Source organism: Mycobacterium sp. IDUB_3, assembly GCF_055419585.1.
This window is the reverse complement of the sequence record NZ_JBVAXZ010000001.1, coordinates 3,452,171-3,465,032: the sequence shown is the minus strand read 5'-3', so window position 1 is coordinate 3,465,032 and position 12,862 is coordinate 3,452,171. Positions and strand designations below refer to the sequence as shown.

General features: G+C 67.6%; 13 protein-coding genes. 4 read left to right on the top strand and 9 right to left on the bottom strand.

From position 1 onward, the window contains the following. Positions 1-83: 83 nt before the first annotated feature. The gene (locus ACZYVJ_RS16035) at positions 84-974 is read left to right on the top strand and encodes an alpha/beta hydrolase (protein WP_463831923.1); all 891 of its coding nucleotides are present in this window, start codon (positions 84-86) and stop codon (positions 972-974) included. Here ACZYVJ_RS16035 and ACZYVJ_RS16030 read toward each other — a convergent pair. Next, a complete protein-coding gene (locus tag ACZYVJ_RS16030) occupies positions 971-1,606 on the bottom strand; it encodes a TetR/AcrR family transcriptional regulator (RefSeq protein WP_463831922.1) in 636 nt (211 codons plus the stop codon). The genes ACZYVJ_RS16035 and ACZYVJ_RS16030 overlap by 4 nt on opposite strands. Before the next feature lie 158 nt (positions 1,607-1,764). On the opposite strand from ACZYVJ_RS16030, the gene ACZYVJ_RS16025 reads away from it, so the two are divergent. After that, positions 1,765-1,890, top strand: a complete 126-nt coding sequence (locus ACZYVJ_RS16025; RefSeq protein WP_003874194.1) for a hypothetical protein — start codon at positions 1,765-1,767, stop codon at positions 1,888-1,890. A 27-nt stretch (positions 1,891-1,917) separates the two neighbouring features. Here the strand turns inward: ACZYVJ_RS16025 and ACZYVJ_RS16020 are convergent, their stop codons facing one another. The 4 genes from ACZYVJ_RS16020 to ACZYVJ_RS16005 form a co-directional block, all read right to left on the bottom strand. Continuing rightward, complete coding sequence (locus tag ACZYVJ_RS16020) at positions 1,918-3,342, bottom strand: NAD(P)(+) transhydrogenase (Re/Si-specific) subunit beta (RefSeq protein ID WP_463831921.1); 1,425 nt, start codon at positions 3,340-3,342, stop codon at positions 1,918-1,920. Beyond that, on the bottom strand, positions 3,339-3,668 hold the full coding sequence (locus ACZYVJ_RS16015; RefSeq protein WP_463831920.1) for an NAD(P) transhydrogenase subunit alpha part 2: 330 nt from the start codon (positions 3,666-3,668) through the stop codon (positions 3,339-3,341). Before ACZYVJ_RS16015 ends, ACZYVJ_RS16020 begins: the two co-directional genes overlap by 4 nt. Positions 3,669-3,688: 20 nt before the next feature. Then, the gene (locus ACZYVJ_RS16010; protein WP_463831919.1) at positions 3,689-4,813 is read right to left on the bottom strand and encodes a Re/Si-specific NAD(P)(+) transhydrogenase subunit alpha; all 1,125 of its coding nucleotides are present in this window, start codon (positions 4,811-4,813) and stop codon (positions 3,689-3,691) included. 239 nt (positions 4,814-5,052) lie between these two features. After that, positions 5,053-5,514 (bottom strand): nuclear transport factor 2 family protein, encoded by a 462-nt coding sequence (locus tag ACZYVJ_RS16005; RefSeq protein ID WP_463831918.1) that lies wholly within the window; start codon positions 5,512-5,514, stop codon positions 5,053-5,055. Between the two features lie 116 nt (positions 5,515-5,630). Between ACZYVJ_RS16005 and ACZYVJ_RS16000 the strand changes: the two genes are divergently transcribed. Then, positions 5,631-6,851: an acyl-CoA dehydrogenase family protein gene (locus ACZYVJ_RS16000; RefSeq protein WP_463833016.1), complete on the top strand. Its 1,221-nt coding sequence runs from the start codon at positions 5,631-5,633 to the stop codon at positions 6,849-6,851. Further along, complete coding sequence (locus tag ACZYVJ_RS15995) at positions 6,844-7,668, top strand: tyrosine-protein phosphatase (protein WP_463831917.1); 825 nt, start codon at positions 6,844-6,846, stop codon at positions 7,666-7,668. The genes ACZYVJ_RS16000 and ACZYVJ_RS15995 overlap by 8 nt, the downstream gene beginning before the upstream one ends. A gap of 27 nt (positions 7,669-7,695) precedes the next feature. On the opposite strand, the gene ACZYVJ_RS15990 is transcribed toward ACZYVJ_RS15995, so the two are convergent. The 4 genes from ACZYVJ_RS15990 to ACZYVJ_RS15975 form a co-directional block, all read right to left on the bottom strand. Further along, positions 7,696-8,559, bottom strand: coding sequence for an SDR family oxidoreductase (locus tag ACZYVJ_RS15990; protein WP_463831916.1), 864 nt, complete (start codon positions 8,557-8,559; stop codon positions 7,696-7,698). A gap of 58 nt (positions 8,560-8,617) precedes the next feature. After that, positions 8,618-10,051 (bottom strand): aldehyde dehydrogenase family protein, encoded by a 1,434-nt coding sequence (locus ACZYVJ_RS15985; RefSeq protein ID WP_463831915.1) that lies wholly within the window; start codon positions 10,049-10,051, stop codon positions 8,618-8,620. A 163-nt stretch (positions 10,052-10,214) separates the two neighbouring features. Continuing rightward, positions 10,215-11,780, bottom strand: a complete 1,566-nt coding sequence (locus ACZYVJ_RS15980; RefSeq protein ID WP_463831914.1) for an LCP family protein — start codon at positions 11,778-11,780, stop codon at positions 10,215-10,217. A 118-nt stretch (positions 11,781-11,898) separates the two neighbouring features. Continuing rightward, positions 11,899-12,840, bottom strand: a complete 942-nt coding sequence (locus tag ACZYVJ_RS15975; RefSeq protein WP_463831913.1) for a class I SAM-dependent methyltransferase — start codon at positions 12,838-12,840, stop codon at positions 11,899-11,901. Positions 12,841-12,862: the final 22 nt, after the last annotated feature.

Sequence of the window (12,862 nt, the reverse complement as noted above, 5' to 3'; positions counted from 1 at the left end):
ACTTTTCTAGACAGTAGTCCATAAATTTTGGGCAGCATACCTGCCCGACGGGCCGCGGCCCGACCGGGCAGAATCAATCGCTGATGACACCCCGCGAAGACCTTCGGTTCACCTCCGGCGACGACCTGATCAGCGCCTGGCTCTACCGGCCGGCGGGTGACGGGCCCGCACCACTGCTGGTGATGGCGCACGGCCTGGGTGCGGTGCGCGGCATGCGCCTGGACGCGTACGCGGAGCGTTTCAGCGCCGCCGGCCACGCCTGCCTGGTGTTCGACTACCGCAACTTCGGCGACAGCGAGGGCCGACCGCGCCAAGTCCTCGATGTCGGCATGCAGCTCGCCGACTGGGCCGCGGCCGTCGCCTACGCCCGCACCATCCCGGGCATCGATCCCGACCGGATCGCGTTGTGGGGCACCTCTTTTGCCGGCGGCCACGTGATCGCCACCGCGGCCCGGCTGCCGGGCATCGCCGCGGCCGTCGCCCAATGTCCTTTCACCGACGGCCTCGCGTCGGCGCGCACCATCACCAACCCGTTGATCGCCGCGCGCATCACCGCGCGGGTGGTGCGCGACATGCTCGCCCGCCGGCTGGGCCGGCCGCCGGTGATGGTCGCGACGGCCGGTAAGCCCGGCGAGGTCGCGTTGATGAACACGCCCGACGCGTATGCGGGCTACCTGCGGCTGGTGCCCGACGGGCTCGACTTCCGCAACGAGGTCGCCGCCCGAATCGCGTTGCAGGTCTTCAGCTATCGCCCGGGCCGCTCGACGCCCGAGATCACCTGCCCGATCCTGTTCTGCGTGTGCGAGGCCGATTCAGTGGCCCCCGCGGCGGCGACGCTGCGCCACGCGGCCAAAGCGCCCCGCGGCGAGGTCAGGCTGTATCCCGAGGGCCATTTCGCGATCTACGTCGACGACGCCTTCGACCGTGTCGTGGCCGACCAGCTCGCGTTCCTCGATAAGCACCTGCGCGCTTAAGGACCCAGCGGAGACGTCGTGCGGATGGCTTCGTCGCGGATCAGCCCGCGCAGCAGCGCAGTGCTGAACTCGGCGGCGATCTCCTTGGCCGAGCGCCGGCCGCTGGGCCGCAGCCAGCGGTAGCTGCCCAGCGTCATGCCGATGTAGCCCAGCGCCAGCACGTGCGAGTCGCACGGGTAGAACTCGCCGTTGGCGATCCCGCGGTCGATCAGCCCGTGCACGTGGTGGTAGACCTGAGCTTCCTTCTCGCGGACCTCGGCGACCTGCTCGCTGGTGAACCATTCGGTGATGTACGGCTGCTCCTGGAAGTACACCGCGGCCCGTTCCGGATCGCTGGCGATGCCGGTGAGCAGGCGGACGGTGTACTGGTAGAGGGCCTCGCGCGCCGTCCAGGACGGGTCGTCGTGCACGGCGGCCAGCGTGCCCTCGGCGGCCTGGCGGTAGATGTCGAACAGGATCAGCGACTTGCTGGCGTAGTAGTGGTAGACGGTCGCCTTGTTCAGGCCGATCACGTCGGCCACGTCGTCCATCCGGGTGCCGTGATAGCCGCGCGCCGCAAACAGCTTGGTGGCGACCGCCAGCAGTTCTTCGCGCCGGGTCAGCCCATTCGGGGTGACGCTGTCGGTGGGCATCTGTTCTCACTATCGTCGGTATGGCCAGGCCAGGGCCGGTTCGGCCAGAATAGCTATCAATCAACTGGTTGGACAGTTTATGCAAAACGCCGGGTGTCACGCGCAGGCGTATGCGACTAGACTCCTCATCGAACGAGATGAGTCGAGAGGTGGGGCCGATGGATCCGAGTCCGGATTACGACGGAAGCGACGAGATCGAGTTCTTCATGCGGTACCTGACCTGGGGCTTGCGTGGGGTCACCGACGGAAACGGATACCCGCCGCCCGCCTACCCGCCCGTCTAAACCCCCAGCGCACAGGCGCCTTTCGCGTTACAGCGCCTTGAGTTCCTCGGCGACCTCGGTCACCGATTTCTTCGCGTCGCCGAACAGCATGCTGGTGCCCTCGCCGTAGAACAGCGGGTTGTCGATGCCGGCGAAGCCGGAGTTCATCGACCGCTTGAGCACAATCACCGACTTGGCCTTGTCGACGTTGAGGATCGGCATGCCGTAGATCGGGCTGGACGCGTCGTTGCGCGCCGCCGGGTTGGTGACGTCGTTGGCGCCGATGACGATCGCGACGTCGGTGCGGCCGAATTCGTCGTTGATGTCGTCCATGTCCTTCATGGCGTCGTAGTCGACCTCGGCCTCGGCCAGCAACACGTTCATGTGTCCCGGCATCCGGCCGGCGACCGGATGGATCGCGTACTTCACCGTGACGCCCTTGTTCTCCAGCAGGGCCGCCATGTCCTTCACGGCGTGCTGCGCCTGCGCGACGGCCAGGCCGTAGCCGGGCACCACAATCACCTGGTTGGCGTAGGCCATCTGGATCGCGGCGTCGGCGGCCGAGGTGGCCTTGACGGTCTTGTCGCCGACGTCGCCGCCGCTCGGGGCGACCCCGCCACCGCCGAAGCCGCCGGCGACGATCGCCGGGATCGAGCGGTTCATCGCCTTGGCCATCAGGTTGGTCAGGATCGAACCGGACGCACCGACGATCATGCCCGCCACGATCATCGCGGTGTTGTTCAGCGCCAGACCCGCGGCCGCGGCCGAGAGCCCGGTCATCGCGTTCAGCAGCGAGATGACCACCGGCATGTCGGCGCCGCCGATGGGCAGCACCACCATCAGGCCCAGCACACCCGCGGCGGCGAGCAGCCCGACCATCCACCACAGCGCCGCCCCGCCGCTGCCCGGATGGGCGTGCATGCCGATCACCACCGCGGCGCCCACCGCGCCGGCCAGCAGCAGCAGGTTGATCGGCTGCTGCGCCCTGCCGAAGCCGATCGGCGATCCGGAGATGATCTCCTGCAGCTTGCCGAACGCGATGATGGATCCCCAGAACGAGATCGAGCCGATGATCGCGGCGAACAACGACGCCACCACGATGTGCACGGTCGGGGATTCTCCGTGCTGGAACGCCGAAAAGCCTTTGGTCTCCATGAATTCCGCGAGCGCGATCAGCGCGACCGTGCCGCCACCGACGCCGTTGAAGAACGCCACCAGCTGTGGCATGGCGGTCATCTTGGTGTAGCGGGCCGGCGGTACGCCGAGCACCACGCCCACCACCAGCCCGGCGATGATCAGCACCCACTGGTCGGTGTGACGGATCTTGATCAGCGTCGCCGCGACCGCCAGCGCCATACCCACCGCGGCGATCAGGTTGCCCCGCACCGCCGTCTTGGGCCCGGTCAGGCCCATCAGGCCGTAGATGAACAGGGCGAAGGAAATGATGTAGAGGCCGATTACCAAGTAGTTCATTTGGCGGCCGGCTCCTCAGTAATCGCGGGCACGGGTTTCTTCTTGCCCTTGAACATGCCCAGCATCCGGTCGGTGACGATGAACCCGCCGATGACGTTCAGGGTTCCGAACACCACCGCGACGAACAGGATGATCTGCACCGCCAGCGAGGGGTGTTCGACCGAGCCGAACACCACCAGCGCGCCCAGCACCACGATGCCGTGGATGGCGTTGGTGCCCGACATCAGCGGCGTGTGCAGCGTGTTGGGCACCTTGGAAATGACCGCGAACCCGACGAATCCGGACAGCACCAGGATCGCCAGGTTGGCCAATAGCTCGTCGTACATCTACGAGTCCTTCCGTGGGATCACTTGCGGCGCTCCTCCTCATCGCTGCGCTCTGCATCGTCGCCGCCGCGGGTCACACACGACTCCGCGATCACTTCGTCGTCAAAGTCAGGCGCCAGCTTCCCGTCGGTGAGCAGCAGGTCCAGCAGCGCGGTGATGTTCTTGCTGTAGAGCTCGCTGGCGTGTTCGGGCATGGTAGCCGGCAGGTTCAGCGGCGAGGCGATGGTGACGTCGTGCTTGACGACCGTCTGCCCGGGCTCGGTGAGCTCGCAGTTGCCCCCCGTCTCGCCGGCCAGGTCCACCACCACGCTGCCGGGCTTCATCGCTTCGACCGCGGCCGCGGTGACCAGACGCGGCGCCGGGCGTCCCGGGACCAGCGCCGTGGTGATCACGACGTCGAAACCGCTGATCGCCTTTTCCAGGGCCTTCTGCTGCTGGGCGCGCTCCTCGTCGGTGAGCTCACGGGCGTAGCCGCCTTCACCGGCGGCGTCGATACCGATGTCGAGCCACTGCGCCCCCACCGACCGCACCTGGTCGGCCACCTCGGGCCGAACGTCGTACCCGGTGGTGCGAGCGCCCAGCCGCTTGGCGGTGGCCAGCGCCTGCAGCCCGGCCACGCCGACGCCGAGCACCAGCACGGTGGCGGGCTTCACGGTGCCGGCCGCCGTCGTCAGCATCGGGAAGAAGCGCGTGGATTCCGAGGCGGCCAGCAGCACGGCCTTGTAGCCGGACACGTTGCCCTGCGATGACAACGCGTCCATGGCCTGGGCTCGCGAGATCCGCGGGATGGCCTCGAGCGCGAACGCCTGCACGCCGGCCTGCTTGAGCGCACCGATCGAGTTCTCGGCGTTGCGCGGCGCGAGGAAACCGATCAGCGTCTGGCCGCTGCGCAGCTTGGCGACCTCGGCCTGGATCGGCGGCGCAACCTTGACCACCACGTCGGCGGCCCACGCGTCCCCGATGCTGGCCCCGGCCTCGGTGTAGAGCGCGTCGGGCAGCAGCGCCCGTTCGCCCGCCCCGGACTCGACCACCACCGCCACGCCGCTGCTCACCAGCGACGCGACCGCCTTCGGCACCAGCGCGACCCGCCGCTCGTCGGCCCCGGATTCGGCGACCACTCCTACCGTCGTCTGCGCATTTGTCATGGCGCGTACATCTACTTTCCGTACTTTCCCGTACTGTCCCTGCCGATGGGCGTGGCGCCGGCTCGGCCGCGCGTCGTTACCTTAACCAGGTTTCACCATGGACGCGCGAACGCCCACGGCGGGATACCCCCGCCCCGGTCGATGGTTCGCCGCCACCGGGCGATGCAGTAGCGCCCGCGCCGTTGTGACGCCACAAGACGGCGTTGTGCGCTGATTCGATTGCGGGCTCGATCGCGCGGCTACCAGAGCGGGATCTCCTGGCCGTGTTCAGACTCCGGGCGGGGCCCGAAGTAGCGGCGCTGCGATTCGTCGATGGGCACGTCGTTGATGCTGGCTTCGCGGCGCGCCATGAGTCCCGACTCGGTGAACTCCCACAGCTCGTTGCCGTAGCTGCGATACCACCGGCCGGATTGGTCGTGGCACTCGTATTGGAACCGCACCGCGATGCGGTTGCCGTTAAAGCTCCAGAGGCTCTTGCGCAGCGAATAATCCAGCTCGCGCTCCCACTTGCGAGTCAGGAATGCCACGATCTCGTTGCGGCCGATGATGCGCTCATCGCGATTGCGCCAGTGCGAATCGACCGTGTAGGCCAGGCTGACGCGCTCAGGATCGCAGCTATTCCAGGCGTCCTCGGCCGCCTGCACCTTCTGCAGCGCGGTTTCGTGGGTGAACGGAGGCAACGGGGGGCGGGATTCACTCATGCCATCCATCGTGCCGCCCGCGCCAGCGCGGTTTCACCGCGGCGTAAGCATCGCGCTGACGACCGGAAACGCGTCGACTCGACACGTGTCCTATCGTGACGGGCATGGACTTCGCGATGTCGGCCAAAGCCAGCGACTACCACAAGCGACTGTCCGACTTCATGACGGAATACGTCTTTCCGGCCGAGGCCGAATACGACAAATACCGCGAAGAAGCCGGCCCGAACGATCACACGGTCCCGCCCGTCATCGAGGAACTCAAAACCAAGGCCAAGGAGCGCGGCCTGTGGAACCTGTTCCTGCCGGCCGAATCGGGGTTGACCAACCTCGAATACGCGCCACTGGCCGAGCTGACCGGCTGGAGCCTGGAGCTCGCCCCCGAGGCGGTCAACTGTGCGGCCCCGGACACCGGGAACATGGAAACCCTGCACCTGTTCGCCACCGAGGAGCAGCGCAAGCAGTGGCTGGAGCCGTTGCTGGCCGGGGAGATCCGCAGCGCCTTCTCGATGACCGAGCCGGCGGTCGCGAGCAGCGACGCCCGCAACATCCAGACGGCCATCGTGCGCGACGGCGCCGACTACGTCATCAACGGACGCAAGTGGTGGACGTCGGGCGCGGCCGACCCGCGCTGCAAGATCCTGATCGTGATGGGCCGCACCAACCCCGAGGCCGCGAGTCACCAGCAGCAGTCGATGGTGCTGGTGCCGATGGACACCCCGGGCGTGAGCGTGCTGCGCTCCACGTCGGTGTTCGGCTGGCAGGACCAGCACGGGCACTGCGAGATCGTGTACGACAACGTCCGGGTGCCGGTCACCAACCTGCTCGGTGAGGAGGGCGGCGGCTTCGCCATCGCCCAGGCCCGGCTCGGGCCCGGCCGCATCCACCACTGCATGCGCGCGCTCGGCGGGGCCGAACGCGCCCTGGCGCTGATGGTGCACCGCGCGAACAACCGCATCGCCTTCGGCCGGCCGCTGGCCGACCAGGGTCTGGTGCAGCAGGCAATTGCCAAGTCCCGCAACGAAATCGACCAGGCCCGACTGCTCTGCGAAAAAGCGGCGTGGACGATCGACCAGCATGGCAACAAGGCCGCGCACCTGCTGGTGTCGCAGATCAAGGCGGTGGCGCCGCAAGTGGCCTGCGACGTCATCGACCGCGCGATCCAGGTGCACGGCGCCGCAGGCGTCAGCGACGACACGGTGCTGGCCCGCCTGTACGGCTGGCACCGCGCCATGCGGATCTTCGACGGGCCCGACGAAGTGCACATGCGCACGATCGCGCGCACCGAGCTCGGCCGCGAACAGTCGGCCTTCGCCGCGGCGGTCACACCGAATGACTGAGGCGCTGCGAGAACTGTCCGGCGCGTGGAACTTTCGCGACGTCGCCGACGGTGCGCCTGCCCTTCGGCCCGGGCGGTTGTTCCGGTCCGGTGAGCTGAGCCGGCTCGATGACCAGGGCCGTACCACGCTGCGCGAGCTGGGCATCACCGACGTCGCCGACCTGCGCGCGAACCAGGAAGTCACAAAACGCGGTCCGGGTTTGGTTCCGGACGGCATCGAGATCCACCGGCTCCCCCTGCCCGACCTCGGCGACGATCAGCCCAGCGACGACGACGCGCCGCACGAGACCGCGTTTCGGCGGCTGTTCGAGGGCGACGCCGGCCAATCCGACGAAGAGGTCAACGAGGCCGCCATCCGGCACATGATCGACGAGTACCGGCAGTTCCCGACCCGCAACGGGGCGCAACGCGCTGTGCGGCAAGTCTTCTCGATGTTGGCCGCCGGGCGTTCGGTGCTCACGCACTGCTTCGCGGGCAAGGACCGCACAGGTTTCGTGATCGCCACGGTGCTGGAGATGCTCGACGTCGATCGCGACACCATCGTCGCCGATTACCTGCGCAGTAACGCGGCGGTGCCCCAATTGCGCGACCACATCTACGAGATGATCCAGAAACGGTCTGACGTCGAATTGACCCCGGAGGTCGTCACGTTCACCAAGGCCCGGCTTGCCGACGGTGTCCTCGGCGTGCGTCCCGAATACCTGGACGCCGCGCGCCAGACCATCGACCGGGAATTCGGGTCGCTGCACGCCTATTTGCGCGACGCGGGTGTCAGCGAGGCGGACGTGAGACGTCTGCGCGGCGAGCTGCTCGCCTGACTCGCTGACCACCCGGTCGCCACTGGCTTACCCCAGCTTGAAATCGGCCTGCTTCGCCGCGGACAGGTCGGTGATCTCGCCCCATTGCGAGGCGATGTCCTCCACCGTCGGCGGCTTGTCGTAGTTGACGCCCTTGTTCTGGAACAGCGCGACACGCTGCACCTTGCCGCCACCGACCACGAAAACCGAAGCGCTGTTGGGGTTTTCCTCGGTGCACAGGTAGGCCACCACCGGCGCGACGTATTCGGGCGTCAGCTTCTCGAGCACTTCCTTGGGAAGGATGTCCTCGGTCATGCGGGTCGCCGCGATCGGGGCGACGGCGTTGGCGTGGATGTTGTACTTCGCACCTTCCAGCGCCAGGCTGTTGATCAAGCCGACCAGGCCGAGTTTGGCCGCGCCGTAGTTGGTTTGGCCGAAGTTGCCGAACAGCCCACTGGTGGAGGTGGCGACGACCACGCGGCCGTAGCTCTGCTCGCGGAAGTGCGGCCACGCGGCGCGGATGACGTTGTAGCCACCGTAGAGGTGCACCTTGAGCACGGCGTCCCAGTTCTCGAAGGACATCTTGTGGAAGGTGCCGTCGCGCAGGATGCCGGCGTTGCTGACCACGCCGTGCACGGCGCCGAATTCGTCGAGCGCGGTTTTGATGATGTTCTCGGCGCCCTCGGACTCGGCGACGCTGTCGTAGTTGGCGACCGCCCGCCCGCCGGCGTCCTTGATCTCCTTGACCACCTCGTCGGCCATGTTGTGGCCGGCGCCGGTGCCGTCACGCGAACCGCCGAGGTCGTTGACGACGACGCTCGCGCCCTCCTTGGCGAGGGTCAGGGCGTATTCACGGCCCAGGCCTCCGCCGGCTCCGGTGACGACGATGACGCGATCCTGCACTCCGGGCATAAGTTTCCTCTCTGCTGTGAAAAACTGGTTATGGCAACGGTTTCGGTGATGCCAGCGGTCAGAACATCCGGCGGGCCATCTTGAAGGCCCGCTCGGTGTACGGAGGGTAGATGAAGCTCGACAGGTCGGGCCGGGTGGGTTTGGTCAAGACCGACTTGCGGTGGCTGAACTCGTCGAACCCCCACTTGCCGTGGTAGGCACCCATACCCGATGCACCGACACCGCCGAACGGCAGCTTGGCCGTCGAGACCTGGAAGGCGACGTGGTTGACCAGCATGCCGCCGGCCGGCACCTCCTTGATCACCCGCTCGCGGGTCTCGCGCCGCTTGGTGAACAGGTAGGCCGACAGCGGCTTGGGCCGCGAGTTCACGAAACGTATTGCCTCATCCAGATTTTGGACGGTGATCACCGGCAGGACCGGACCGAAGATCTCGTTCTGCATCAGCGGCCCGTTCGGGTCAGGATCCACCACGACGGCGGGCTGGATGCGCAGGCTCGACGCGTCGCAGGCCCCGCCGACGGTGACCTTGCCGTCGCCCGCGGACAGGTAACCACTGATCCGGTCGAACTGGCGCTGATTGACCACCCGCATGCCGTCCGGCTTGTCGGAGGTGAATTTCGTGATGGCGGCACTGATCTTGTCGACCAGTTCATCGCGAATCGTGGCATCCGCCAAAACATAATCGGGTGCCACGCAGGTCTGCCCGGCGTTGAGCAGCTTCATCCAGGCGATCCGCTTGGCGGCCACCTCCACGTCGGCGTCCGCCGCGACGATGACCGGGCTCTTGCCGCCGAGCTCCAGGGTGCACGGGGTCAGGTGCGGCGCCGCGCCCTCGTAGACCTTGCGGCCGATCTCGGTGCCGCCGGTGAACAGCACGCGGTCCAGGCCCTGCGCGATGAGTTCCTGGCTCGTCGCCCCGTCTCCCTCGACCACCGCGATCGCGTCGTTGTCGAGGTATTTGGGCACCAGCTCGGCCATCACGTGCGCGGAGGCGGCCGCGATTTCCGAAGGCTTGAGGATGACGGTGTTGCCGGCGGCGATCGCTCCGACCGCCGGGCCCAGCGTGAGGTAATACGGGTAATTCCAGGCGCCGATGATCAGCACGGTGCCGTAGGGCTCGTACTGCACCCAGCCGCGGCCGGGCAGCTGCGGGAGCTCGAGCAGCTGATACTTGCGGCGGGTCCACCTGCGCACCCGCTTCGCCGCGTATTTCGCTTCACCGGCGGTGGTGGCGATGTCGGCGATGTAGGCCTCGAATGGGCTGCGGTCCAAGTCCTCGGCGAGCGCCGCGGCGAGCGCGGCCTCGTTCTCCTCCATCAGCTTCACCAGTTGCAGCAGCTGGCGCTTGCGCCATTCGATGTCGCGGGTGCGACCGGTGGCAAAGGTCTGGCGAAGCCGGGCAACCGTGGCGGGGATATCGACCGGTGCCGTCCCGTTGGTGGAGTCCTTGGAGGGCGATGTCTTCGATGTAACCGATTCGGTGGTCATCATTGTCCTTCCCGAGCAGGGTCCCGCCGCGTGGCGGCCGCTCATCGGTGATAACCGCGATACTAACCATCCGGTTGGGAGAGCAATAGGAAGGATCCGGCCAACCCCGGTCTCGCCGGGTCGGATCGTCGCGGGCCTCGGCGCGCACGCGCGAGGACCGGTGCGGTTACTTGACGCAGGGGACGTTCGCGGCGGTCATCTGGCTGAGGTCGGTCGGTGCCGGGGCGCGGTCGCCGGTGCCGGTGGCGGCCACGGCACTCACCTGCCCGGACCCGGACGGGTCGGTCGTCGCGCCGGGGTGGGCCAGGTAGTCCCCTGCGGGAAAGCTCGTCCCCACGGTGAGCCGCACCGTGCCGGCAGCCACGGCGTTGTCGGCCGTCGCCGGTACATGCAGTTGATCGGCCAGCACCTGTGCGGCCCGGCCCGCCCCGGGGCCGTACTCGATGACGGTGTCGTCGGCCGGGGCCGCCGCGGTCGTGGCACTGCCGCGGGTGAATCCGCGGCCGGCGAAGGCCTCCTCGACGGCGCCCGCGAGCCCGTCCCGTGAGGTGGCGTTGACGACGTCGAGAATCGCGGGCTCGGCCAACGCCGACGGGGGCTGGGTGGGCGGTGAGGCGGCCTCCAGCGCCACCGGTGTATCCGACATGAAGCGCTCGTTGACGATGCGCCGGATGGTCGGCAGGTCGACCTGGTTGATGTCGGAGCCGCTGGCGTCTTTGCCGAAGCCGGCGATCGGCAGCGTGTAGAGCGACAGCGGCCGCTCGCTGAGTTGCGAGGCGCGCGAAGCGAATTCCATGATGTCCAGCCCGTCGTCGACGGCGACGTTGTCGCGGGCGACCTGCAGCAGTTTGCGCAGCCCGCTCACGCTGGACAGCGCGCCGCCGCTGCGAGCCGCCTTGACCAACGACACCAGGAACGCCTGCTGTCGCCGTGTCCGGTCGAAATCGGTGAACGAGCCGTCATTTTCGTCGCGCCGCTGCCGCACAAAGGCCATCGCGTCCGCGGCGTCGATGCGCTGGACCCCTTGGTGGAAGTCCGCACCCGAATAGCTGTCGCGCGTATCGGCGTTGAGGCACACCGTGATCGGCTCGACGGCCTTGGCGATTTGAAAGAACGCGCCGAGCGTGACCTCGACGAAGTGATCGACCGAGATGCCCAGAAAGTCGTTGACGGCGTTGATTTCGGCTTTGCGGCCGGCCTCGCGCGCGGTCTGCTCGCGAGCCGCCAGATTGTTGGCGCCCGCCCCGCCCGAATTCCCGGCCGCCTGCGAATTCAGCGACTGCTGGTAGGCCAGCCCGTACGCCTGTTTTATCTTGCCGGCGCAGACCGAGCCCGGGCAGCCCGGCAACTCCGCGTAGTCGTCACGCGGAATCGATATCGCGGTGACCGGCCCGTCGCCGTCCGAAATGTGCACGACGATAAGGACATTGGCGTTGTAGCCGCCCGAGCTCTCGTCGCCGGCGTGCAAGGCCTCGTAGACGTCCTGCGGCAGCGGCTTACCGTTCTGGTCCAGCCGGCTGTCCAGACCCATCAGCAGGATGTTCTGGTTGCCGTCCAGCGTCGTCGCCGCATTCGGCAGCGCGTGCGAGATGATGATCTTGCCCAGCGCGGTGTGATAGCCCGTCCAGCCCATACCGGTTATCGCCATGACGGCGGCCGAGGCGACGGCGGCAACGAACCGGCCCTTTCGCAGCGCCCAACGGTGCGATCGATCGGATCCGCCACTGGCCATAATGAGTGACCATTGTCCCCGATGACCAGGCGAATTCCCGGTAACCGCAGCCGCGAGCCAACGGTTGACGCGCGACGGGTCTACGAGGTTGTGCGCCGTCTCGACGCGGTGCGGGCCTTTACAGCCGCTCGGCGACCACGAAGTCGGAGAAGGCGTCCCGGTCTTCGTCCACCTCGGAACTCTGCACCCCGCGGCCCAGGCGATGCATCTCGTCGATCGAGTTCTGCGCCGTGGCACGCCAGCCGTGGTCGTTGAGCCAGTCGGCGAGGTTCGCGCGGTGCTCGTCGCGGTACATCAGTTCGCCGACGTCGACGGTCTCTTCCAGGCCGAGCTGGTCGGCCACCTTCTTGAACCGCTCCCGCATCTGCTGGCGCCGCTCCTCGGCGTGCATGGGTGCGGTTTCCGCAGAGACGCGGCTGCCCGCCGGGCTCAGCTCGCCGATTTGGGTGAACAGCTTGTCCTGCGCCTCGGCGGGCAGGTACATCAGCAATCCCTCGGCCAGCCAGGCGGTCGGCCGGGCCGGGTCGAATCCGGCGGCGCGCAGCGCGGCCGGCCAGTCTTCGCGCAGGTCGATGGCCACCTCGCGACGATCGGCGGAGGGCTTGGCACCGCTTTCGGCCAGCGTGGTGGTCTTGTAGTCCAGCACCTGGGGCTGGTCGATCTCGTAAACCGTGGTGCCGGCCGGCCAGTCGAGGCGGTACGCCCGCGAGTCCAGTCCGGACGCGAGGATCACCACCTGCCGAATCCCGGCGGCGACGGCGTCGGCGAAGTACGAGTCGAAGAAGTGGGTCCGCACCGCCTGGTAGCCGCGCATGTGCTGCATGCGGGCGGCGGACTCTTCATCGATGGCTTCGATCTTGGCCACGACGTCCGGGTCGAGCATGGCCTCCCACAAGACCTCGGCACCGGCGTTGTTGACGAGTAACCGCGCGTAGGGGTCGCGGATCAGCGCGTCGGGCTGCTCGGTCTCGATGGCCCGGGCGGCGGCCACCATGACCGCGGTGGTGCCGACGCTGCTCTTGATGTCCCACGTGTCGTCGTGGGTGCGCAGTGAACTCATGGCGGTTCTCCTTGGATGGATC